We start from the raw sequence: 23,635 nt of genomic DNA on the forward strand, positions 1-23,635 counted from the left end.
GGCGCATGCCGCCGGCGGCCCGCGCGCGCCCGTTACCGCAGCGCCCCGTCGACGGGCGCGATACATCAAGAAACGGAGACACACCATGAAGCACGTCAGCGAGCGCCCGGCCGACACGGCCGGCGGCGCGGATCCCCGTCATGCCGATCGCGAAGCGATGTTCGCGTCGCACGAAGCCGGCTATGCGAAACAGTTGAAGCCGCGACACGTGCAGATGATCGCGATGGGCGGTGCGATCGGCACCGGCCTCTTTCTCGGCGCGGGCGGCCGCCTGCAGAGCGCGGGGCCCGCGCTGGCGGTCGTGTATCTCGTGTGCGGCGTATTCGCATTCCTGATCATGCGCGCGCTCGGCGAGCTGGTGATGCACCGGCCGACCAGCGGCGCGTTCGTGTCGTACGCACGGGAGTTCATGGGCGAGCGCGCGTCGTTCGTCGCGGGCTGGATGTACTACCTGAACTGGGCGACCACCGGCATCGTCGACATCACCGCGGTCGCGATCTACATGAAGTACTGGGCCGCGTTCTCGGACGTGCCGCAGTGGGTGTTCGCGCTCGGCGCGCTCGGCATCGTGTCGGTGATGAACATGATCGGCGTGAAGGTGTTCGGCGAGATGGAGTTCTGGTTCTCGATCGTGAAGGTGGGCACGCTCGCGCTGTTCCTCGGGGTCGGCGCCGTGTTTCTCGCGAGCGGCCATCCGGTTGCCGGCCAGATGCCGGGGCTGCACCTGATCGCGGATCACGGCGGGATCTTTCCGCACGGCATCCTGCCGGCGGTGCTGATCGTGCAGGGCGTCGTGTTCGCATATGCGAGCATCGAGCTGGTCGGCGTCGCGGCGGGCGAGACCGCCGATGCGCGCAAGGTGCTGCCGAAGGCGATCAACAGCGTGATGTGGCGCATCGCGCTGTTCTACGTGGGCTCGGTCGTGCTGCTGACGATGCTGCTGCCGTGGACCGCGTACAGCGCGCACGAAAGCCCGTTCGTGACGTTCTTCAGCAAGCTCGGCGTGCCGTACGTCGGCACGGTGATGAACGTCGTGGTGCTGACCGCCGCGCTGTCGAGCCTGAACTCCGGCCTCTATTCCACCGGGCGCGTGCTGCGTTCGCTCGCGATGGGTGGCTCGGCGCCGCGCTTCGTGTCGCGGATGAACGCGCGCGGCGTGCCGTACGGCGGGATCCTCGTCACGGTCGCGGTCAACGCGATCGGCGTGCCGCTGAACTACATCGTGCCGGCGCAGGCGTTCGAGATCGTGCTGAACATGGCGTCGCTGGGGATCATCACGACCTGGGGCTTCATCGTGATGTGCCAGATCCTGTTCCGCCGCGCGGTCAATCGCGGCGAGCTGAGCCCCGTGTCGTTCCGGATGCCCGGCGCACCGTTCACGTCGTGGCTCACGCTCGGGTTTCTCGTCAGCGTGCTGGTGCTGATGGCGTTCGATTACCCGGGCGGCACGTGGACCGTCGGGATGATTCCGTTGGTCGTGCTCGCGCTGGTGATCGGCTGGAAGCTCGCGAAGCGCGGTGCCGCGCGAGAGCAGGCAAGTGCCGCACCGGCCATCGCCGATCCGGCCAGCAACGTCTGACGATGTCTAATGATGCGCACGGGCAGGTCGACCGCCCGTGCGCTCAGTTCAATCCGACGCGCGCGCCGACCCAGCGGCTGAAGTCGTCGGCCATCGGCGCCGTGAGTTCGTGGCCGGCGTCGTAGAGCCGCGTGTCGTGCGCGACGCCGAGCGCCGTCAGCTTCGCGTCGGCCGTATTGGCCCACGCGAGCGGCAGCTTGTCGTCGAAGCGGCCGTGCATCACCAGCGCGTGCAGCCGGCTCAATGCGTCGCGCGACGCGATCAGCGGATCGATCTCGGGCAGGATGCGCCCGCACAGCACCGCGAATGCGGCGACGTCGGCCGGCGACGTGAGCGCGACGCTCGCGCTCATGATGCCGCCCTGGCTGAAACCGGCGATCACGGCGGGCAAGTCGGGAGCGCCGGTGTCGGCGTCCGGGGCGCGCAACGCACGCAGCAGCGCGATCAGTTGCACGCGGCTCGCCTCCGCGCGGGCCGCATCGATTTCCGGGCCGTTCGGCCCGAAGCGCACCGGAAACCACGCGTGCTGGTTGGGGCCGAACGTCAGCGGGCCGCGCACGAAGGCGATTTCGATGCGCGGATCGATCGTGCCGGCCAGGTTCAGCAGGTTGGTTTCGTTGCCGCCGACGCCGTGCAGCAGCAACAGGCGGCCCGCGGGGCGGCCGGCGGCCGGGCGCAGCCGGTACTGGAGGCTGGATTCGGAGTCGGTGGTCAGCGGCAGGACGTCGGTCATTGCGTGGGTCCGGTAGGGGGATGAGCCGACAGTCTAGAACGCGGGGACGGCGACGTGAATCGCCGGATGGCGATTGATTGTTTCCTGACGGGAATGAATGTAAGGGGGCCAGGGTCCCCAATATAGGGGCAGCGACTGCGGAGGGACGGATTCGCCGGCAGTAAAAGGCTGCATCAATACCGGCGAAAGAGACCGAACAAGCGACTCGATTCGCAGATAATACGCAAACGTTTTACCGGTATTCGACCGGATTGAATTGCCGGATCACAAATAAAAGAATAAATACCCGGATTCATTTACGGCAGGCCGCCTGGTCGCCCCGACAGCGCCTGCAGCCCAGAGGTTAACGGCCGATTCGAGAATAACTTTAGGATTTTCTCGCCGCAATTGACCATTGCGATTTCCTCAATGACCGATTGATTTGCAGTCATCGGACAGTCATACACCATCCCCGATAATTCGGCGCTCACATTCTTTCAATAGACCAAAGGGCGATCGAAGCCGGATCGCTGCGGGGAGCTGTACTCATGACCATTCGTCATCGCATTACGCTGCTAGTCGTCCTGACGTTTTTCGCGCTGTCCGCGATCGGCGTGTACGCCGTGTACCAGACGCGCAAGAGCGCGTCCGAGGTGCGTCAGGTTACCCAGGGAATCGTGCCGAGCGCGCTCGCGTCGGCGGATCTCGTCGCCGATGTGAAGAACATCCAGATCGCGACGATGACGCTGGTGTACGCGCCCGACGCGAACACCGCCGCGCAGGCGCGCGACGAGCTGAAGGCGAAACAGGCCGCACTGCGCGCGGCGCTCGACGCGCAGGCCAGGTCGGCGGTCGGGCAGGCGCAGCAGGGCCTCGTCGAGCAGGCGAAGGACAGCGCCGCGAACTACTTCGCGGCGATCGACGACACCGTGAAGATGAAGGCCGACGGCAAGCCGGAGATGGCGCAGGCCTACCTGTTCGCGAACGTCGCGCAGTATCGCGACGAACTCGAAAGCATCGTCGACACGCTGCGCGTCGAGAAGAACCGCCAGAAGGACGACGCGATCCGCGCGCTGAACGGCATGCTGTCGACCACGGCGACCGCGATCGCGGCTGTCGCGGGCACGGTCGTCGTGCTGCTGACCGCGCTCGGCTTCGTGCTGTACCGCCAGATCACGCGCCCGCTGATCGGGATGCAGACGGCGATGAGCGAGATCGCGACGAGCCAGGACTTCACGCGCCGCGTGCCGGTGGGCCGGATGGACGAGATCGGTCATTCGATCGTCGCGTTCAACGGGATGATCGAGAAGATCCAGGAGAACGCCGCGCAACTGAAGCAGAAGACGGCCGACATCCAGGCGATGCTGCAGAACATGCAGCAGGGGATCATGACGGTCGTCGAAGGCGGCGTCGTGCATGCGGAGTATTCGGCGTACCTCGAGACCATCTTCGAGACGAGCGACATCGCCGGGCGCGACCTGATGACGCTCGTGTTCGACGATTTGAGCATCGGCGCCGACGCGCGCTCGCAGGTCGATGCGGCCGTGCATGCGTGCCTCGGCGAGGACAGCATGAACTTCGCGTTCAACGAGCACCTGCTCGTCAACGAAGTCGCGAAGCGGATGCCGGACGGCCGCGAGAAGTGGCTCGACCTGAGCTGGTCGGCGATCACCGACGAGACCGACACGGTCGTGCGGCTGATGCTGTGCGTGCGCGACGTGACCGAGATCCGTGAGCTGACCGCGCAGGCCGGCGAGCAGCAGCGCCGCCTCGAGATGATCGGCGAGATTCTGTCGATCAGCCAGGACAAGTTCCATGACTTCGTGCACAGCGCGAAGGGCTTCCTCAGCGAGAACGAGCGGATGATCCGCCAGCACGAACGGGCGGATCACTCGATCGTCGCGGCGCTGTTTCGCAACATGCACACGATCAAGGGCAATGCGCGCACGTACAGCCTTCAGCACCTGACCAACATCGTGCATGAAGCGGAGCAGGCGTACGAATCGCTGCGCCGTGCGGACGGCGGCCCGGAGTGGAACCGCGATGCGCTGATGGACGACCTGGTTCGCGTGCGCGAGGCGGTCGATCACTACGCGACGATCAACGCGGTCACGCTCGGCCGCCAGGGCGAGCCGGCGCAGCCCGGCGGCGGTGACTACCTGATGGTCGAGCGCGCGCATATCAGCGAGAGCCTGCGCATGCTCGACGGCGCCGATCCGGCGAACGCGGGCGACTGGCTCGCGGCGCGCGATTCGGTGCGCCGCCTGCTGAGCCAGTTCGGCACGCAGGGCATCGGCGACGCGCTGGGCGGCGTGATCGAATCGCTGCCGTCGCTCGCGGCCGAACTCGGCAAGCCGGCGCCCGTCGTGCATATCGACAGCAACGGCCATCGCGTGCGCAGCGAGATCGGCGCGACGCTGAAGAACGTGTTCATGCACCTGCTGCGCAACGCGATCGATCACGGGATCGAAACGTCCGACGAGCGACGCGCGGCCGGCAAGGCGCCGGCCGGCAAGATCGACATCGCGGTCGACGTCGAGGATGATGCGCTGCGTTTCGTGCTAGGCGACGACGGCCGCGGCCTCGCGCTCGACCGGATTCGCGGGATCGCGCGCGAGCGCGGGTGGATCGACGCCGGCAACGAAGCCGCGCTGACCGACGAAGCGGTGGCCGAACTGATCTTCCGTCCGGGTTTCTCGACCGCGCGTGCCGTGACCGAAGTGTCCGGGCGCGGCGTCGGGATGGACGCGGTGCGCAACTTCCTGAAGCGCGACGGCGGCGACATCACGCTGCGCTTCACCGACGATCGTGTCGGCTCGCCGTATCGCGCGTTCGAGACGATCGTGTCGCTGCCGGCGCGCTTCGCCGCGGACGGCGCCGCGCACCACGCCGAGCCGCACGCACGCGCCGGCATCGTGAACGTCGACGTGGCGGAGTGATCGTGCAAGCATGGATGATCCCGATCGGCGCCGCGCTGGCGGGCGGCCTGGTGGTCGCGGCAATCGCCGCGATCGTGTGTCGCGTCATGCGAGCGCGGCTCGTTGCGGCGCTGACGCGTGAAGCGGATGCGTTGCGCGATGCGCTCGGCGCGGCCGATGCGCGTGCCGACGAAGCCGTCGCCGCGCAGACGCAAGCGGCGCAGGCATGGGCGCGCCGCGAGGCGGAGCTCGAGGAAACACTGGCCCGCGACGCGGCCGGCGCCGGCGAGCAGCGCGACGCGCTGCAGGCGCTCGCGGCCGAGCGCGCGGCACTGGCGCAGCAAGCGACGAAGCTTGCCGACGAAGCGGCGCGGCTGCGCGGGCTGGCCGGCACGTTCGAACGCTGGCACGAGCAGATGATCTCGCTGACCACGCAGAACCAGGACATGCGCGCGAAGAACCAGGAACTGTCGGCGATCGTCGCGCACGTGTCGATCGTGTCGCTGAACGCATCGATCGAGGCTGCGCGCGCGGGTGCGGCCGGACGCGGCTTCTCGATCGTCGCGAGCGAGGTGCGCGGGCTCGCCGCGCGCTCGCAGCAACTGTCGAACAGCTATCGCGACAGCCTGAACCGCAACGATCTCGTGACGGCCGCGACGTTCCAGGACATCCAGGCCGGCGGCAAGATGATCACGGCCGCGCTGGCGACGGTCGAGACACTCGCCGGGCAACTGCATGCGCGGCTCGAAGGAGCGGCGGCGTGATCAGCGTGCAGGCCCGGGCCGGTTTCGAGCGGATCTTCTTCGATGCGGCGCGCACGCGGCTCGCGTCCGGCGGCGCCTGCGAGATCCGGCCGGCCGCGGGCGATGCGCACGACGCATCGCACGATCCGTCACGCCAGAAGTCGCGCACGACGCCGAAGGTGTCCGAGCACGTCGCGGTGCTGACGATCTCGGCCCTGCATTTCCGGCTGCTGCTCGCGCTGCGCTTTCGCGACGACACGCCGACACGCCGTCATTTCGCCGCGGCCGCGTCAGGCGTGAGCGCGCAGCGGCCGTTGCCCGAAGCGTTCATGGAAGTCGCGAACCTGTGCTGCGGCGCGATCAACCAGGCGCTGACCGCGCCGTTCCCCGATCTCGGGATGTCGACGCCTTACCTGCTGAGCGGCGCGAGCATCGACTACCTGCCGGCGCTGAATCCCGATCATGTGGCCGCGTACGACGTGACGCTCGACGGCGACGTGCGGATCGGCGCGACGCTGTGCGTGTGCGCGAACGCGCCGGTCGATTTCCACGTGCCGGAAGGGGCGAGCGTGGACACGGGCGGCGAACTCGAACTGTTTTGACAGATTCCGAGGACTTCACGAGATGACCGTAGACCAACCCGTCAGCAAGGTGCTCGTGCTCGATGACAGCCCGGCGCATGCGGCGACGATCAAGCGCTTCTGCGACGAGCACAACCTCGTCGGCCTGACCGTGCGGCGCAACCGGCTGCTGAAGGTGCTGCGCTCGAACATCGATCTCGGCGCGATCCTGCTCGCCGAGGACTACGGCGGTTCGCCGGCCGAGAGCGCGATCATCGCGACGCAGATCGACGCGTTGCGCCCCGAGCTGCCGATCATCCTGCGCCGTGCGTCGGACGCGTCGCGCGACGGGCTGCCCGAAGCGCTCGCGCGCGTCGCGTGCGCGGCCTACGTCGCGGACGACATGACGCCGCTCGCGCGTGCGATCGGCGAATACCTGTTCGGCCGCGACTATCCGAACGCGCTCGTGCGCGGCATCTCGGAGATCACCGAGGCGCGGCTCGACAGTCTGTTCCCGGGCATGACGATCGAGCGCGACACGCCGTGCATCGTGCGCGACCAGATCATCTTCGGCGAAGTGTTCAGCCTGATCGCGCTCGAAAGCGCGTGGTGCCGCGGCTACATGCTGCTGCAGACGAGCGAGCAGCCGCTGCTCGACATGATCGGCGGCACGCGCGACGACGGCCGCGCGCCCGATTTCCGCGACGTGAACAGCATGCTCGGCGAGCTGACCAACCTCGTGTGGGGAGCGTTCAAGAACCGCTATCTCGGCGACGCGGAGGCGCTCGCGCGCCATCCGGTGCAGGTGCCGCTCGTCGTCAATCACAAGCAGAAGTTCATTTCGTTCGGCGGCGACTGTCCGCAGCTCTGTTTCAAGTACCGGATGACCGACCCCGCATCGGGGCGGTCGGTGCAGCTCGATCAGCGTTTCGTTTTCAGCCTGAGCTGGTCGCCGGAGGATTTCCGCGAATCGGTGCAGGACGTGGGGCCGATGGTCGAATCGGGCGAACTCGAACTGTTTTGAATGTTGAAGTAGTCACAACGAAAGAGGAACACGGCATGGCAAAGATTCTGGTGGTCGACGATTCGGGCACGGTGCGCGATGAAGTCGCGGGTTTCCTGCGCAATCACGGGCTCGACGTCGCGACGGCGGTGGACGGCAAGGACGGGCTCGCGAAGCTCAAGGCAACGCCCGGCGTGCGCCTCGTGATCAGCGACGTGAACATGCCGAACATGGACGGCCTGACGATGGTCGAGAAGATCCGCGGCGAACTGGCGAACGCGTCGGTCAACGTCGTGATGCTGACGACCGAAAGCAGCCCGGCAATGAAGGAGCGCGGCAAGGCCGCTGGCGTGAAGGGCTGGATCGTGAAGCCGTTCAAGGGCGATGCGGTGCTCGACGCGCTGAAGAAGCTCGCGGGCTGAGCGCGCAAGCCCGTTACCGGGTGGATGGCGTGGCGGTTGCGAATTCGTCGACGACGGCTTCGATCACGGCCTGCACGCGTGCGGTCTTGTAGAGATCAGCATGGGCGACGAGCCACACGTCGAAATGATTGCATCGCCGGGCCATGAGACGCACCAGTTCCGGCTCGGCTTCGGCGCGGAAGCACGGCAGCTCGGCAATGCCGAGCCCTGCAAGCGCGGCCTCGACCAGCATCATCGTCGACGATGTCTGGAACATCACGCGGCCGCGCGAAGTCGGTTCGCCGCATAGTGCGTCCCACATCGTCGGCATCACCGGCTGCTGGTACATCACCAGATCGTGTCCGTCGAACGCGCTGCCCGCGACCGGTTCGCCGCGCTCGGCCAGGTAGTGGCGCGATGCATAGATGCCCGTTTCGAGATGTCCCAGCCGCCTGACGATCAGGTCCGGCGATTCCGGCCGCAACGTGCGAATCGCGAGATCCGCTTCGCGGCGCGTGAGATTGGCGATTTCGGCCGACGTCACGCACACGACGTCGATGCCGGCATGCCTGCGCCGCAAGCGGGCGATGGCGGGAATCACGAAACGCTTGCCGAGCGAGTCGGTCGTGGCAATGCGCACGGATCCGGCCAACTGCTCGTCGAGCCCCATCACGCGTCGTTCGATCGTGAGCGACGCCCGTTCCATCGTTTCGGCGGGTTCGAGCAGCGCTTCGCCCGCGGTGGTCAGCACGTAGAGGGCCGGCGTTCGGAGAAACAGGCGCGCCGAGAGCTCGTCTTCGAGCGCGGCGATCCGGCGCCCCACCGTCGCCTGATCGACGTTCAGTTGCGCCGCGGCGCCGCGCAGCGTGCCGGTGCGCGCCAGGGCCAGGAAGAAGCGGGCATTGTCCCAGTTCATGCGGGTCGACAGTGTCATCGGGCAGCGCGGCGGCGGGAAGTGAGGATGCATATCTGCATCAGGGAAATGCAAAATTATCACTTTTCTGCATCGCATGCGGTTTCTAGACTCCCGGCATCTGCCTGGAGATCTCATGACCGATTGCAATCCTGTTTCCGTTCCCGTATCCATGGCGGCAGCGAGCCGCCCGACGGCGCGCGAGCAGCGCTTCACGCTGGCGCTTGTCGCGATCGGAATGTTCATGGCGGTACTCGATACGACGATCGTCAACGTTGCACTGCCCGCGATGCGCACGAGTCTCGGCGCGACGGTCGCGGAACTCGCGTGGATCGTCGACGCGTATACGCTCAGCTTCGCGGCGCTGATCCTCGCGGGCGGCGCGCTGTCCGACCGGTACGGCGCGAAGCACGTGTATCTCGCGGGGCTGGCGTTGTTCGTCGGCGCATCGGCGGCGTGCGGCGTCGCGTCGTCCGTGGCCATCCTCGTGGCCGCGCGTTTCGTGCAGGGCATCGGCGCCGCACTCTTTTTGCCCGCGTCGCTCGCGGTCGTGCGCAGCACTTTCGACGTACCTGCCGAGCGGGCGCGCGCGATTGCGGTCTGGGCGGGCATCGCGTCGGTCGCGGTGGCCGTGGGGCCGGTGCTGGGCGGCATCCTGGTGGATGATTTCGGCTGGCGCAGCGCTTTCCTGATCAATGTACCGACCGGCGCGCTCGCCTTCGCCGGGGCGGCCGTGCTCGTTCGGGCGTCGGTCGCGCGGCATGCACGCCACTTCGATTGGGCCGGCCAGTGCCTCGGTGCGACGGCACTCGGCGCGCTGTGTTTTGCAGTGATCGAATTGCCGACGCGCGGCCCTGGCGCCGCGGAAGTCCGGTGTGCACTTCTGGTCGCCGGGCTCGCTGCAGCCGTGCTGATCGTCGTCGAGCGGCGTGCCCGCAATCCGATGGTTCCGCTGGCCTGGTTTCGCAATCGCATATTCGTCGCGATGAACCTGATGGGCAGTCTGGTCTATGTCGGCTACTTCGGTCTGCTGTTCGTCCTGAGCCTGTACCTGCATGGGCGCTTCGGCATGAGTGCGCGGCAGACGGGGCTGACGCTGTTGCCGTTTGCGCTGAGTTTGTCGCTTGGCAATCTGTTGTCGGGGAAATGGCAGGGCCGCGTCCACCCGGTCCGGCTGATGGCAAACGGCCTCGGGATGGCGGCGCTGGCCATTCCGGCGCTCGCGGTCGCGCTCACGCTGCGCGCGCCGTGGCCGGTGGTCTGGGCGGCGATGGCCGCCTTCGGCACCGGGACCGCGTTGTCCGTGGCGCCGATGATCGCGACCGTGCTCGAACAGGTGCCTGCGGATGCGGCGGGCGTGGCGTCGGGATTCCTCAATGCGGCGAGACAGGCAGGGAGCCTGCTCGGCGTGGCCATCGCAGGCGCCGCGACGATACTGTTGCCGAATCTGACCGACGCGCTGTGGGCGATCGCGGCGGTCGGCTGTGTCGCCTATGCGACGGCCGCCGTTGCCGCGCGGACGGCGGGCACGGCGAAAGGCACGTGACTGGACGCCGCGCCGAATGTGGAGGACCATTTCATCGATACGCCGCGAACGCGCGTGCACGATCGCTGCGCTGTTCGCGCCGCACCGAATCCTGCCGAACCCTGTCGAGCGGAACATCATGGAACCCGATCAAGAGACTGCCGAGCCGATCCTGTTGCGCGACGCGCACGACGGCGTCGTCACGCTGCGGCTGAACCGGCCGCAACAGTTCAACGCGTTGTCGGAGGCGATGCTCGCGAGCCTGCACGACGCGTTCGAATCGCTGGCCGCCGATCCGCACGTGCGCTGCGTCGTGCTCGCCGCGCAGGGCAAGGCGTTCTGCGCGGGCCACGACCTGCGGCAGATGCGCGGCAAGCCCGAACTCGACTACTACCGCACGCTGTTCGCGCAATGCAGCCGCGTGATGCTCGCGATGCGCGCATTGCCGGTGCCGGTGATCGCGCGCGTGCAGGGGATCGCGACGGCGGCCGGCTGCCAGCTCGTCGCCGCGTGCGACCTTGCGATTGCGGCCGACACCGCGCGCTTCGCGGTATCGGGCATCAACGTCGGGCTGTTCTGTTCGACGCCGGCCGTCGCGTTGAGCCGCAACGTCACCACGAAGCGCGCGTTCGACATGCTCGTGACCGGGCGCTTCGTCGATGCGGCGACGGCCGCCGCGTGGGGGCTCGTCAACGAGTCCGTGCCCGAGGATGCACTCGATGCGGCTGTCGCGCGCAAGGTCGCGGAGATCGTCGCGAAGAGCCCGGCCGCGGTGCGTTACGGCAAGCAGATGTTCTACCGGCAGCGCGAGTTGCCGCTCGACGAAGCCTATGCGTATGCGGGCGACGTGATGGCGCGCAACATGATGGAAGAGGACGCCGGCGAAGGGATCGATGCGTTCCTGGAGAAGCGCAAGCCGACGTGGCGTTCGTAGCGCAGCGTCGCGGCGGGGCGATAGCGCGTACTCGTTCGCCTGCGTTCCGAGCACCCCGTAAAAGCAAACGGGCCGCTTGCAACGCGGCCCGCAAATGGATCCGGATACGCCACGACACGACAGCGTGCCGCCGCATCCGTGACCTCCATCATCGCCCGTGGCTGCCCGTGCGCAGCAGCGGCTCCATCGTCGACGCCCCCGGCGGCACGATCACGACCGGCACGCGCTGCGCGAGCGCGCACATCAGCTCGTAACCGATCGTGCCGCTGGCTTCCGCGACATCGTCCACCTTCACCTGATCGCCCCACAACTCGACGCTCGAACCGATGCCCGCGTTCGGGCACGGCGTCAGGTCGACGGTCAGCATGTCCATCGACACGCGGCCGACGACACGCGTCATCACGCCGTCCACCGCGATCGGCGTGCCGGTCGGTGCGTGGCGCGGATAGCCGTCCGCGTAGCCGCACGCGACCACACCGATCCGCATCGGCCGGTCCGCGGTGAAGCGGCGACCGTAACCGACCGTCTCTTCCGGCGCGAGCGTCTGCACGCCGATGATCTTGCTGGTCAGCGTCATCGCGGCCATCAGCGGCGTGTCGGCGATGTGCCGCGCCGCGCCGGTCGGCGACGCGCCGTACAGGATCGTGCCGGGCCGCACCCAGTCGCGGTGCGCGCGCGGATGCCACAGCACGGCCGCCGAATTCGATGCCGAGCGCTCGCCCGGAATCCCGGCCGTGGCCGCATCGAACTGTTCGAGCTGCCAGTCGACTTCGCCTTCGTCGGCGTTCGCGAAATGCATCATCAGCGTGATCTTGCCGATCGACGGCGCGGCCGCCGCGCGTTCCCACGCGGCGCGGAATGCGTGCGGCCGGTAGCCGAGCCGGTTCATCCCCGAGTTCATCTTCAGCTGGATGTCGAGCGGCTGCTGCGGCTTCGCGGCGATCAGCAGGTCGAGCTGTTCGTCGCAGTGCACGGCCACCGTCAGCCGGTGGCGATCGGCCAGTTCGACGTCCGCCGACTCGAAGATCCCTTCGAGCAGCAGTACGGGCTTGTCCCAGCCAAGCTCGCGCACGCGCACGGCTTCGTCGAGATCGAGCAGCGCGATGCCGTCGGCGGCCGCGAGGCCCGGGTAGATCCGTTCGATTCCGTGACCGTATGCGTTGGCCTTGATCACGGCCCACACGCGCGATTGCGCGGCGGTGCGGCGGATGAAGTCGAGGTTGTGGCGGACGGCGTCCGGACGGACATGGGCGACGATGGGACGGGGCATGGGCAGGCTCGGGTCGAAAAGTCGTTCGGCGCGCGCGGCGGCGCGGCGCGGGTCGGCAGACTGGCGCAGCAACGCGCCGAGCCAGTGTTGAGCGCTATCTTATTGGTGTTCGACCAGTTTTAATTAACGTATTTATCGGTGATTTGGTGGAATTTTGGGTGCCGGATCCGTGGCGCGATGGCCGTCAGCAGCTCGCACGGCCGAGTCTCTCGTCTAGAAAACCGGTGCCCGAACAGCGCAGGCCAATGCTAAGCTCTGCGCGACCCTGTCATTGATCAATGTAATCATAAAGGAGGAGACCTGGATGACCACGTCCCAGCTGTGCCTGTTCATCGTCGCGCTGTTGCCGTTCCCGCTGACGTTCCTGGCCAAGGCCCGCAAGGGTTACGACAACCACACGCCGCGCGAGTACCTGGCGAAGCTCGAAGGGTGGCGCGCGCGGGCGCAGGCCGCGCACCAGAATGCGTGGGAAGCGCTCGCACTGTTCACCGCCGCGCTGGTGGTCGCGTGGCACAACGGCGCGAATGCGCACCATGTCGACCAGATCGCGATGGGGTTCGTCGCGATCCGCGTCGTCTACACGCTGATGTACCTGCTGAACTGGGCGTCGCTGCGCTCGCTCGTGTGGTTCGGCGGGATGGTGTGCGTCGTCGCGTTGTTCTTCGCGGCGCCGTGACGACGGCGTGAAGGGGGAGGCTGGCGGGGCTTCGCGCGCCGCGCGCTCCGCGCCTCCTTTTCCTCCGATTTATCCCGTCCGTTCGGCGCGGGTTTCTCTCCATGCATTTATCCGGTGAGCATGTTTTTGTTGTCGTAGTATCCGCATTGACAACACATGTTGCGTTAATGTCTAATTCAACATCGCATGTTGCGATGAGGCTCGAGGTCGTCGTTCTCCGGCCAGCCGGCCGCTTACATCGCTCGATCATGCAGAGAACAAGGCATTCCTGAAACACGTGTCCTGAACGAAACCGAACCACGCGACATGCCGCTTTCCCTTTCCCCCGTCATCGCGGGCACGCCGTTCGAGATCGGCGTGCGCCTCGGCGAGCTTGCTCGCCCCGTGTTCGATACGTACATGCAGCAGAGCAGCGCATGGCAGGCCGTGCGCCGCTGGCGCGGCCATCCGTTCGTCGCCGCGCTGCGGCAGGCCGCGCTGGCCGCGTACCCCGATCTCGTCGCGGAACTGGACGGGATCGCGGCGGGCGTCGGCTGGCCGGCCGAGGACATCTTCTTGTGGAATTGCCGCGGCGAGCTGATCCACAACGCGCCCGACGGCTGCACGACGCTCGCCGCGCGCGATGCGCACGGCACGCGCTGGATCGCGCACAACGAGGACGGCGATCCGTACCTGCGCGAGCGCTGCTTGCTCGTCGACGTGCAGCCGCAAGGCAAGCCGGGCTTCATCAGCTTCTATTACCCGGGCTCGCTGCCCGGGCATACGTTCGCCGCGAATCGCGCGGGCATCGCGCAGGCGATCAACAACCTGCGGATCCTTACGCCGGCGGCCGGCGTGCCGCGGATGATCCTCGCGCGCGCGGTGCTCGACGCGACGTCGCTCGATGCGGCCGCCGACGTGCTGCGCACGCATGCGCGCGCGAGCGGCTTTCACCACACGCTCGGCGCGACCGGCGATGTGCGGCTCCTGAGCATCGAGGCGAGCGTCGCGCGGTGCTCGGTGGTCGACGTCGCGCGGCTTGCTGGCCATGCCAACCATCTCGTACATCCCGGCTGCGAAGCTGAGGCGCAGATCGTCACGCAATCGTCCGGCGATCGCCAGCACCGCGTCGATGCGCTGACACAGGGCATCGACACGATCGACGAAGCCGCGCTGCTGCGCGTGCTCGGCGATCGCGCACCGGAAGGGCTGCCGATCTATCGCGACGATCCGGCCGATCCCGACGACGAGAACACGCTGGCGACCGCGGTGTTCGCCATTCGCGACGCAGCGATCGACGTCACCATCCATCAACACGGCACGCAGCGCTTCGCGACGCGCATCGTGCCGTCCGCGCACGCGCGTAGCGCGTCCTGATCCATGAGGCAACGCATGACGACCGTTTTTCATCGCGCTCCACGCGCCACCTTGCCCGTCGCCGTCGCAGGCGACGGCATCGAGATCATCGATTCGACCGGCAAACGCTACATCGACGCGTGCGGCGGCGCGGCCGTTTCGTGTCTCGGCCACAGCAACCAGCGCGTGATCGACGCGATCAAGCGGCAGGTGCAGCAGCTGCCGTACGCGCATACGTCGTTCTTCACGACCGACGTGGCCGAGGAACTGGCTGACCGGCTCGTCGAGGCAGCGCCGGCCGGCCTCGAACACGTGTATTTCGTGTCGGGCGGGTCCGAGGCGATCGAAGCCGCGTTGAAGCTCGCGCGCCAGTATTTCGTCGAGAAGGGCGAGCTGCAGCGCCGTCACTTCATCGCACGCCGCCAGAGCTATCACGGCAACACGCTCGGCGCGCTCGCGATCGGCGGCAACGCATGGCGGCGCGAGCCGTTCCTGCCGATGCTGATCGAAGCGCACCACGTGAGCCCCTGCTATGCGTATCGCGACCAGCATGCGGGAGAAACCGACGAAGCGTATGCGCAGCGCCTGGCCGACGAGCTCGAGCAGAAGATCGTCGAACTCGGCGCGGAAAACGTCGCGGCGTTCGTCGCGGAAACGGTGGTCGGCGCGACGGCCGGCGCGGTGCCGCCGGTGCGTACTTACCTGAAGAAGATTCGCACGGTGTGCGACAAGTACGGTGTGCTGCTGATCCTCGATGAAATCATGTCGGGAATGGGGCGCACCGGTTATCTGTTCGCATGCGACGAGGACGAAGTCGCGCCCGATCTGCTGACGATCGCGAAAGGGCTCGGCGCGGGTTACCAGCCGATCGGCGCGACGCTGGTGAGCGACCGCATCTACCGGACGATCGTCGACGGCTCGGGCTTCTTCCAGCACGGCCATACGTATCTCGGCCACGCGACCGCCTGCGCGGCCGCGCTCGAGGTGCAGCGCGTGATCGCCGAAGAGAAGCTGCTCGATAACGTGAAGGCGCGCGGCGAGCAACTGCGTGCGTCGCTGCGCGCGCACTACGGTGCGCATCCGCATGTCGGCGACGTGCGCGGCCGCGGGCTGTTCGTCGGCGTCGAGCTCGTCCGCGATCGCGACAGCAAGGCGACGTTCGATCCCGCGTTGAAGCTGCATGCGGCGGTCAAGCGCGAGGCGATGCAGCGCGGCCTGATGGTGTATCCGATGGGCGGCACGGTCGACGGCGTGAACGGCGATCACATCCTCGTCGCTCCGCCGTTCGTCTGCACTGCGCAGCAGATCGACACGATCGTCGAGCGGCTGTCCGGCGCGATCGATGCGGCGCTCGCATCGGCCGGCGCGTGAACCACGACCTCACCGAGTCCCGACCATGACAGACAGACTGCCTCCCTTCGATCCCGCATCGGCCACCGACGAACAGAACGCCGTGCTGGCCGACATCCTCAGCGGCCCGCGCGGCAACCTGAACGGGCCGTTCCTCGGCTGGATCGCGAGCCCCGAGCTCGCCCAGCACGCGCAGCGGCTCGGCGCGTTCTGCCGCTATCGCACGGGCCTGTCGCTGCGCCTCTCGGAGCTCGCGATTCTCGTGACCGCCGCGCGCTGGCGCTCGCAGGCCGAGTGGCACATCCACCATCCGATCGCGCTCGACGCCGGCGTGCCGGCCGCGACGGCCGACGCGATCCGGCGCGGTGTCACGCCGGCGTTCGAATCGGACGACGATGCGCTGATCCATGCATTCGCGACCGAGCTGTACGACACGCAACGCGTGAGCGATGCGACGTTCGCGCGCGCGCAGGCGCGTTTCGGTCACGAGACCGTCGTCAACCTCGTCGCGCTGCTCGGCTATTACGCGCTCGTCGCGATGACGCTCAACACGTTCGGTATGCGCGCAGACGGACAAACTGATTTGCCGTTTCCGGAATAATCGCTGCATGCGCGTGCGTCGGCAGATGCCGCGCGCGCCTTTCGATTGCGCCGAAAAGCCCGTCAGCACGGGCTTTTCGGCGTTTTGGCGTGACGCGATCGACATCCTCGCCGCGTCTTGCCGACGCACATCGCAGCGCCTGCGCGTCAGCGCACGAAATTTTTCCCGTACCTAGAATTTCTGCAAAGAGCTTACGGGGAGATGATCGATGCGGTGGGTCCTGTTGATCGTGTTCATTGCGTGTGTGGTTCATACGCACCGGCGCGGCAAGGTTCGGCACAGGTTGTTCAGGCAACTATCCGATCACTCGACCTTCACCGCGCCGCTGAACTGCTTTTCATACGCGTTCTCTTCGGTGCCGACCACACCGTTTCTCGACCCGCGGCACTTTCCGGAACTCACGGTGCTGCAGCGCGAATGGCGGACCTTTCGCGAGGAAGCACTCGCGTTGCGCGATGCCAGCCGGATCAAGGCGTCGGGCGAGTACAACGACATCGGCTTCAATTCGTTCTTTCGCAACGGCTGGAAGCGCTTCTACCTGAAGTGGTACGACGCGCCGCATCCGTCCGCACAGGCGTTGTGTCCGCGGACGGTCGAGATCCTGTCGCGGGTTCCGTCGATCAAGGCCGCGATGTTCGCGCAGCTGCCGCCGGGCGGCAAGCTCGGGCTGCATCGCGATCCGTATGCGGGCTCGCTACGCTACCACCTCGGGCTCGACACGCCGAATGACGACGCGTGCCGGATCGTCGTCGATGGCGAGTCGTATGCATGGCGCGACGGCGAGGCCGTGATGTTCGACGAAACCTATCTGCACTGGGCCGAGAATCGCACCGCGCACGATCGCGTGATCCTGTTCTGCGACATCGACCGGCCGATGAAATATCGCTGGGCGCAGCGCGTCAACGATGCGTTCGGGCAACTGCTGATGCGCGCGGCCGCGTCGCCGAACGAAACGGGCGACCGCACCGGCGGCCTCAATCATGCATTCAAGTACCTGTATGCGATTCGTCGCGCCGGCAAGCGGCTGAAGGCGTGGAATCGCACCGTGTACTACGTCGTCAAGTGGGCGCTGTTCGGCGGGATCGCGGTCGCGATCTTCTGCCTCTGATGGGGCGCGAGCGGGCGGGTGTCGAACCGTCTGACGATAGGGCGGCGCAGCGTCGGTCGGGCCCCGCCGGCGTTGCGCCGGCATCAATGCAACCAAATGTATTCGTGCGAGATTTGGCGCAAACCCGCGCGTATGATGGCTCGTTCACGTCGATAAGATCGGTGAGCAAGCATGAGAAGGACCCAAAAGACTTTGATGATTGTCGGCGGACTGCTGGTTGCCGCGGCAGGCAGCGGCTACGTGATGCTCCTGCGCGACGACCACCGCGCGATCGCGGAGGCCGGCATCGGCGATTCCGCAGCGCCTGCCGCCGCCGTGACCGCGGCGAACGACGAACATACCGCACAAGGCACGATCGCGCCGCCGGCGGCGGTCGCGATCCCGTCCACGCACGTCGACGAGGCCGTGCCGCAACGAGCGGCCGTGCCGCCGCCGGCCGCGGCTCCCGCGCATGCGAACGCGGCGCCGCCATCTGCCCCCGTCGCGCCGGTGATTGCCGCGCAGGCACCCCCCGCGAAACCGAGTGCGCCGCCGCCGACCGTTCACGTCGTGACGGTCGAGCCGGAGGATTCGACCCCGGCGAAGGCGAAGCCCGCGCCAGCGATTCAAGCGCCGGTACAAGCGGCACGATCGGCGCAGCCCGCGCAAGCGGCGCAACCCGTGCAATCGACACCGCCGGTCCAGGCGGTGCAGGCGAGCCGCCCGAGTCAGCCGGCCTATCAGCCGGCGCAACGCGCGGAGCGCAAGCGCGACGGGCTCGAACGGCACGCGGCAGCACCGTCCGTCACGAAATCCGAAACGCCTGAAACCGCTGCGCTCGTGCATGAATCGGCGAAGCTCGATCCGTCGTTGCCGCCGCCGCAATATGTGGCGACCCCGAGCGCCGATCGAGCGCATCCGTCGGCGGGTGGGAATGCGGTTGCCGCCGCGATGACCGAGCAGCTGGTCAGGCAGTCGAGCAGCTTCAAGGCGCCCGCATCGGCCAGTGCCGGTCCCGCCGCTGCCCAGTGAGAACGGTGCCGGCGCGCTCGCACCGCGCCGTACGACGCCGGATGAAAAAGGACCCCGCACGCCGACCAGGGCATGCGGGGCCAAGAGAGACGAATCGGTGCGGTGCGTCGCGCGTTACGCGGCGATCGCTTCTTCGGCCTGCGGCGCGTCGGCCGTAGCCGGCGTCACGTCCTGCCGGATCAGGTGGTCGAACGCGCCGAGCGATGCCTTCGCGCCTTCACCGACCGCGATCACGATCTGCTTGAACGGCACCGTCGTCACGTCGCCGGCCGCGAACACGCCGGGCACCGACGTCGCGCCGCGTGCATCGACGACGATCTCGCCGTGCTTCGACAGCTCGATCGTGCCCTTCAGCCATTCGGTGTTCGGCACGAGGCCGATCTGCACGAACACGCCTTCGAGATCGACGCGCTTCGCTTCACCCGAACGCAAATCCTTGTAGACGAGCCCGTTCAGCTTGCTGCCGTCGCCGGTCAGCTCGGTCGTCTGCGCCTGCGTGACGATCGTCACGTTCGGCAAGCTGCGCAGCTTGCGCTGCAGCACCTCGTCCGCGCGCAGTTGCGCGCCGTATTCAATCAGCGTGACTTCCTTCACGATGCCGGCCAGGTCGATCGCGGCCTCGACGCCCGAGTTGCCGCCGCCGACCACCGCGACGCGCTTGCCCTTGAACAGCGGGCCGTCGCAGTGCGGGCAGTACGCGACACCGCGGTTGCGGTATTCGTGCTCGCCCGGCACGTTGATTTCGCGCCAGCGCGCGCCGGTGGCCAGGATGATCGTCTTCGCCTTCAGCACCGCGCCGTTCGCGAGGCGGATCTGGTGCACGTCGCCCGGAATCAGCGCGTCGGCGCGTTGCACGTCCATGATGTCGACGTCGTACTGCTTCACGTGCTGCTCGAGCGCGGTGGCGAACTTCGGCCCTTCGGTTTCCTGCACCGACACGAAGTTCTCGATCGCCATCGTGTCGAGCACCTGGCCGCCGAAACGCTCGGCGACGACACCCGTCGCGATGCCCTTGCGCGCCGAGTAGATCGCGGCGGCCGCACCGGCCGGGCCGCCGCCCACGATCAGCGTGTCGAATACCGGCTTGTTCTCGAGCGACTTCGCGGCGCGGGCGCTGGCGCCCGTGTCGAGCTTCGCGAGGATCTCCTTCACGCTGCTGCGGCCCTGGCCGAACGATTCGCCGTTCAGGAACATCGTCGGCACGGCCATGATCTGGCGCGCTTCGACTTCGTTCTGGAACAGCGCGCCGTCGATCGCGACGTGGCGAATGCGCGGGTTGATCAGCGACATCACGTTCAGCGCCTGCACGACTTCCGGGCAGTTCTGGCACGACAGCGAGAAATACGTTTCGAACGCGTAGTCGCCGTCGAGCGCGCGGATCTGTTCGATCACGTCGTCGTCGAGCTTGATCGGATGGCCGCCCGTCTGCAGCAGCGCGAGCACGAGCGACGTGAATTCATGGCCCATCGGGATGCCGGCGAAGCGGATGCCCGCCGGCTTGCCGGGTTCGCCGATCGAGAACGACGGCTTGCGCTCGGCGTCGTCGCGGCGTTCGGTCACGGTCACGCGCGACGTCAGCGAACCAATCTCGTTGAGCAGCGCAAGCAGTTCCTGCGACTTCGCGCTGTCGTCGAGCGACGCGACGAGTTCGATCGGGCGCGTGATCTTTTCGAGGTACGCTTTCAGTTGATTCTTGAGATTGGCGTCGAGCATGGCGTTTCGGATTCCGTATTGATATTTCTGGTCGGGCACGTCGTGCCGGAGGAGGGTGCGGGCCGCACGAGGCGGCCTGCGGCGCGTCGCTCGCGCGCCTCGGGCGAGGCGCGCGCAGCGAGCGTCAGATCTTGCCGATCAGGTCGAGCGACGGGGTCAGCGTTTCCGCACCCGGCGTCCACTTGGCCGGGCACACTTCACCCGGGTGCGCTGCGATGTATTGCGCAGCCTGCACCTTGCGCAGCAGTTCGCCTGCGTCGCGGCCGATACCGTTGTCGTGGATTTCGCACAGCTTGATCTCGCCTTCCGGGTTGATCACGAACGTGCCGCGCAGCGCCATCCCTTCTTCCTCGATCAGCACGTCGAAGTTGCGCGACAGCGTGAGCGTCGGGTCGCCGATCATCGGGTACTTGATCTTGCCGATCGTGTCCGACGTGTCGTGCCATGCCTTGTGCGTGAAGTGCGTATCGGTCGACACGCCGTAGATTTCGACACCCAGCTTCTGGAATTCCGCGTAGCGGTCGGCGAGGTCGCCCAGCTCGGTCGGGCAGACGAACGTGAAGTCGGCCGGGTAGAACACGACGACGGACCACTTGCCCTTGAAGTTCTCTTCGGTCACGGGCACGAATTCGCCGTTGTGGTATGCGGTTGCCTTGAACGGCTTGATTTGGGTGTTGATGATCGGCATCTTGCGAGTTCCTTTGGGGTGGTGTTGATGAAGTGTTCCCAGTATCCGGGTTGACCCCGAGTTTGTGAAATTGCTTGTTTCAATCCACGGCATCGGGAATTCCTATCTGCTTCCGGCCCCCGTTGCGGCGGGCCGTCCGGACGGCCCGTGACATCCGGGCCGGGCCTTCCGGCGGATTTCGGCCGGGCGGCGCTTCTGACACATTGGGCGGGCGGGAGCGTGCGGCGCCGAACCACGGCCACGCGCTTCGCGCCAGGGCCCGGCACCCGTTCGGCACGAACGGCTGCGCGGTCGTTCGACACTCTTCGTCAACCTGCGCCATGAACCTCTTTTCCGGACGCGCCGTGCGCGCGCTGCTTGCGTGGTGCCGCGACATCTTCCTCGTGCGCCGATGCCTGCGTCGGCACTTGCGCGGTGCGGCCTGCGCATTCATCGCCGTGTCGTGCGCCGCATCGGCGCTGGCCCTCGACGCATCCGCGCCGGCCGCGCCGGCCCCGACGGCCACGCCCGCCACCACGGCCACCGGCCTCGTGCCGATGCCCGACGGCCGGCTGCTTGCGCCCGAGTTCGCCCGCATCGTCACGCGCGGCACGCTTGTGGTCGCGGTGCTCGGCGTCGATCAGCCGCCGTTCTTCTGGTCGCGCAACGGCGCGTTGGCGGGCGTCGACATCGACCTCGCCGACGAGCTGGCGAAAAAGCTCGGCGTGTCCGTGCAGTTCGACCGCGAGGCGCGCACCTTCGACGACGTCGTTCATCTGCTCGCGATCGGGCAGGCCGACGTCGCGATCAGCAAGCTGTCGCGTACGTTGCCGCGGGCGCAGGTGGTCAGCTTCAGCACGCCGTACATCAGCCTGCGGCGCGCGCTGCTGATCAACCGCGTCAGCTTCGCGGAACTCGCGAAAGGGCGGCCGCTGCCGGAAGTCGTGCGCGACTACCGCGGCACGATCGGCGTCGTCGCGCGGTCGGCGTACGCCGAATACGTGCGCAACGACTTCCCGGCCGCGCAGGTGCGCACCTATCCGAGCTGGCCGGCGACGCTCGACGCGCTGAACGCCGGGGCGGTAACGGCCGTGTATCGCGACGAGCTCGCGATCAAGCTCGTGATGCAGGACGACCCGAGCGCGCCGATCCGGCTGCGCGTCGCGACCTTCGACGACCTGACCGACGCGCTCGCCGTCGGCGTGCCGGTGTCCGCGCCGACGCTGCTCGCGTTCGTCAACCAGTTCCTGGCCGAGCGCAACAAGCGGCTCGACGTGAAATCCCTGCTCGATGCGATGGGCCACTGAAATGAACATGAACGAGACCCGCAGGATCAAGCCACGCATCGAGCGGCTGCATGCGTTCGCGATCCATCCGTTGACGGTATTCGGCAGCCTCGCGCTCGGGATCGTGGCGGGGATGCTGTGGCCGGCCGCCGCGCCGCAGTTCGACTACGTGGGCGAGGTGTACGTCGGCCTGCTCAAGATGACGGCGCTGCCGTTCATGACGGCCGCCGTGATCTTCAGCCTGCAGCGGCTGCTGCGCGAGGGCAGCGCATCGGATCTCGTGATGCGCGTGATCGCGATCTTCGGCTGCGTGTCGGTGTTCGTGGTGGTGGTCGGCGCGGTCGTGCTGGTCGCGATGCGCCCGGGCGAGCATCTGTCGAATGCGACGCTGAAGGCGTTCGGCGCGCTGGTCGGCAGCGACGGCGCGGCGAGCGACACCGTGATGACGCTGTACGGCACCGATCCCGCGGAGCAGTCGTCGGGTCTCGCCGACATGCTGATCGCGCTGGTGCCGGGCAACTTCTTCGCGGCGCTCGCGAGCGGCGACACGCTGAAGGCGCTGGTGTTCTCGCTGTTCTTCGGCTTCGCGTCGGGGCGCGTGCCGGCGAGCATCTCGGCGGCGCTGAGCCAGACGCTGGAGACCGTGTATTTCACGTGCCAGAGGATCATGCACTGGCTCGCGTATCCGACGCCGATCGTGCTGTTCTGCGGCGGCGCCGCGCAGATCGGCACGTCCGGGTTCGGGCCGCTCGAGGCGATGTTCCGCTTCGTCATGGCGTTCGTGGTCGTCTCCCTCGTGCTGATGGCGGCGGCGATCGCCGTGATCTGGAAGCGCTCGGGCGCGACGCTGGCCGAGACGCTGGCCGGCTTGCGCACGCCGTTCGCGATGGCGCTCGCCACGCGCAGCAGCGTGGCCTGCATGCCGAGCATGATCGAGTGCCTGGCCGACGGCTTCGGCTTTGCCCGCGCGCGCGTCGAACTGGTCGTGCCGCTCGCCGTGTCACTGCTGCGCGTCGGGCCGATGGTCTATTACGCGAGCGCGACGCTGTTCGTCGCGCAACTCTACGAACGCTCGCTCGGCCCCGGCGAGCTGTGCGTCGTGCTGGTCGCGTCGGTGCTGGCCGGATTCGCGTCGACGGGCACGTCGGGGGTCGTGACGGTGTCGCTCGCCGGCATGGTCTGCGCGGCGCTGCACCTGCCGTTCGAGGCCGCGTTCGTGCTGTTCGTGGCGGTCGATCCGTTCTGCGAGATATTGCGCACGCTGTTGCTGGTGATCGGCAACTCGGCCGTCGTATCCGCGATCTGTGCGCGGCCGCCGCGCGCGTGAAGG

Annotated in this window: 21 protein-coding genes; 16 read left to right on the plus strand and 5 right to left on the minus strand. The window is 67.3% G+C overall.

Going from position 1 to position 23,635, the window contains the following annotated elements; genetic code table 11:
- The first annotated feature begins 85 nt into the window (after window positions 1–85).
- Window positions 86–1,579, plus strand: a complete 1,494-nt coding sequence (locus LMA02_RS20735; RefSeq protein ID WP_228909621.1) for an amino acid permease — start codon at window positions 86–88, stop codon at window positions 1,577–1,579.
- Between the two features lie 43 nt (window positions 1,580–1,622).
- Here the strand turns inward: LMA02_RS20735 and LMA02_RS20740 are convergent, their stop codons facing one another.
- Window positions 1,623–2,312, minus strand: a complete 690-nt coding sequence (locus tag LMA02_RS20740; RefSeq protein WP_228909622.1) for an alpha/beta hydrolase — start codon at window positions 2,310–2,312, stop codon at window positions 1,623–1,625.
- A 527-nt stretch (window positions 2,313–2,839) separates the two neighbouring features.
- On the opposite strand from LMA02_RS20740, the gene LMA02_RS20745 reads away from it, so the two are divergent.
- Genes LMA02_RS20745 through LMA02_RS20765 form a run of 5 tightly spaced genes read left to right on the plus strand, consistent with a single transcriptional unit; the run spans window position 2,840 to window position 7,937 of the window.
- Window positions 2,840–5,230, plus strand: a complete 2,391-nt coding sequence (locus tag LMA02_RS20745; protein WP_228909623.1) for an ATP-binding protein — start codon at window positions 2,840–2,842, stop codon at window positions 5,228–5,230.
- Window positions 5,231–5,232: 2 nt separating this feature from the next.
- Complete coding sequence (locus tag LMA02_RS20750) at window positions 5,233–5,973, plus strand: methyl-accepting chemotaxis protein (RefSeq protein WP_228909624.1); 741 nt, start codon at window positions 5,233–5,235, stop codon at window positions 5,971–5,973.
- Window positions 5,970–6,554, plus strand: a complete 585-nt coding sequence (locus LMA02_RS20755; protein WP_228909625.1) for a hypothetical protein — start codon at window positions 5,970–5,972, stop codon at window positions 6,552–6,554. The genes LMA02_RS20750 and LMA02_RS20755 overlap by 4 nt, the downstream gene beginning before the upstream one ends.
- 22 nt (window positions 6,555–6,576) lie before the next feature.
- Window positions 6,577–7,536 carry a chemotaxis protein CheX gene (locus tag LMA02_RS20760; protein WP_166723605.1) on the plus strand — a complete coding sequence of 320 codons (960 nt, stop codon included), beginning with the start codon at window positions 6,577–6,579 and terminating at the stop codon, window positions 7,534–7,536.
- Window positions 7,537–7,571: 35 nt separating this feature from the next.
- On the plus strand, window positions 7,572–7,937 hold the full coding sequence (locus tag LMA02_RS20765; protein WP_060238818.1) for a response regulator: 366 nt from the start codon (window positions 7,572–7,574) through the stop codon (window positions 7,935–7,937).
- A gap of 13 nt (window positions 7,938–7,950) precedes the next feature.
- On the opposite strand, the gene LMA02_RS20770 is transcribed toward LMA02_RS20765, so the two are convergent.
- A complete protein-coding gene (locus LMA02_RS20770) occupies window positions 7,951–8,832 on the minus strand; it encodes a LysR family transcriptional regulator (protein WP_228910067.1) in 882 nt (293 codons plus the stop codon).
- Window positions 8,833–8,965: 133 nt separating this feature from the next.
- Here LMA02_RS20770 and LMA02_RS20775 point away from each other — a divergent pair, with 133 nt between their 5' ends.
- Both LMA02_RS20775 and LMA02_RS20780 read left to right on the plus strand, forming a co-directional pair.
- Window positions 8,966–10,375 (plus strand): MFS transporter, encoded by a 1,410-nt coding sequence (locus LMA02_RS20775; protein ID WP_228909626.1) that lies wholly within the window; start codon window positions 8,966–8,968, stop codon window positions 10,373–10,375.
- A 118-nt stretch (window positions 10,376–10,493) separates the two neighbouring features.
- Window positions 10,494–11,288: an enoyl-CoA hydratase gene (locus LMA02_RS20780; RefSeq protein WP_105831715.1), complete on the plus strand. Its 795-nt coding sequence runs from the start codon at window positions 10,494–10,496 to the stop codon at window positions 11,286–11,288.
- 148 nt (window positions 11,289–11,436) lie between these two features.
- On the opposite strand, the gene alr is transcribed toward LMA02_RS20780, so the two are convergent.
- On the minus strand, window positions 11,437–12,558 hold the full coding sequence (gene alr / locus LMA02_RS20785; protein WP_228909627.1) for an alanine racemase: 1,122 nt from the start codon (window positions 12,556–12,558) through the stop codon (window positions 11,437–11,439).
- A 304-nt stretch (window positions 12,559–12,862) separates the two neighbouring features.
- On the opposite strand from alr, the gene LMA02_RS20790 reads away from it, so the two are divergent.
- From LMA02_RS20790 to LMA02_RS20815, 6 genes are all read left to right on the plus strand, one after another.
- On the plus strand, window positions 12,863–13,234 hold the full coding sequence (locus tag LMA02_RS20790; RefSeq protein ID WP_228909628.1) for an MAPEG family protein: 372 nt from the start codon (window positions 12,863–12,865) through the stop codon (window positions 13,232–13,234).
- 306 nt (window positions 13,235–13,540) lie between these two features.
- Window positions 13,541–14,590 (plus strand): C45 family autoproteolytic acyltransferase/hydolase, encoded by a 1,050-nt coding sequence (locus tag LMA02_RS20795; RefSeq protein WP_228909629.1) that lies wholly within the window; start codon window positions 13,541–13,543, stop codon window positions 14,588–14,590.
- A 15-nt stretch (window positions 14,591–14,605) separates the two neighbouring features.
- Complete coding sequence (locus LMA02_RS20800; RefSeq protein WP_228909630.1) at window positions 14,606–15,940, plus strand: aspartate aminotransferase family protein; 1,335 nt, start codon at window positions 14,606–14,608, stop codon at window positions 15,938–15,940.
- A gap of 25 nt (window positions 15,941–15,965) precedes the next feature.
- Complete coding sequence (locus LMA02_RS20805; RefSeq protein WP_228909631.1) at window positions 15,966–16,520, plus strand: carboxymuconolactone decarboxylase family protein; 555 nt, start codon at window positions 15,966–15,968, stop codon at window positions 16,518–16,520.
- 208 nt (window positions 16,521–16,728) lie between these two features.
- On the plus strand, window positions 16,729–17,628 hold the full coding sequence (lpxO, locus tag LMA02_RS20810; RefSeq protein WP_228909632.1) for a lipid A hydroxylase LpxO: 900 nt from the start codon (window positions 16,729–16,731) through the stop codon (window positions 17,626–17,628).
- A 171-nt stretch (window positions 17,629–17,799) separates the two neighbouring features.
- Window positions 17,800–18,639 (plus strand): extensin, encoded by an 840-nt coding sequence (locus LMA02_RS20815; RefSeq protein WP_228909633.1) that lies wholly within the window; start codon window positions 17,800–17,802, stop codon window positions 18,637–18,639.
- 114 nt (window positions 18,640–18,753) lie between these two features.
- Here LMA02_RS20815 and ahpF read toward each other — a convergent pair whose 3' ends face one another.
- Window positions 18,754–20,352, minus strand: coding sequence for an alkyl hydroperoxide reductase subunit F (ahpF, locus tag LMA02_RS20820; RefSeq protein WP_228909634.1), 1,599 nt, complete (start codon window positions 20,350–20,352; stop codon window positions 18,754–18,756).
- Window positions 20,353–20,476: 124 nt separating this feature from the next.
- Entirely contained in the window at window positions 20,477–21,040 is a 564-nt protein-coding gene (gene ahpC, locus LMA02_RS20825) for an alkyl hydroperoxide reductase subunit C (protein ID WP_011658525.1), read from the minus strand.
- 320 nt (window positions 21,041–21,360) lie between these two features.
- Between ahpC and LMA02_RS20830 the strand changes: the two genes are divergently transcribed.
- Both LMA02_RS20830 and LMA02_RS20835 read left to right on the plus strand, forming a co-directional pair.
- On the plus strand, window positions 21,361–22,326 hold the full coding sequence (locus tag LMA02_RS20830; RefSeq protein ID WP_228909635.1) for an ABC transporter substrate-binding protein: 966 nt from the start codon (window positions 21,361–21,363) through the stop codon (window positions 22,324–22,326).
- A 1-nt stretch (window position 22,327) separates the two neighbouring features.
- Window positions 22,328–23,632, plus strand: coding sequence for a dicarboxylate/amino acid:cation symporter (locus LMA02_RS20835; RefSeq protein ID WP_228909636.1), 1,305 nt, complete (start codon window positions 22,328–22,330; stop codon window positions 23,630–23,632).
- Window positions 23,633–23,635: the final 3 nt, after the last annotated feature.

It is taken from the genome of Burkholderia sp. B21-005 (genome assembly GCF_020843965.1).
Classification (GTDB): domain Bacteria; phylum Pseudomonadota; class Gammaproteobacteria; order Burkholderiales; family Burkholderiaceae; genus Burkholderia; species Burkholderia ambifaria.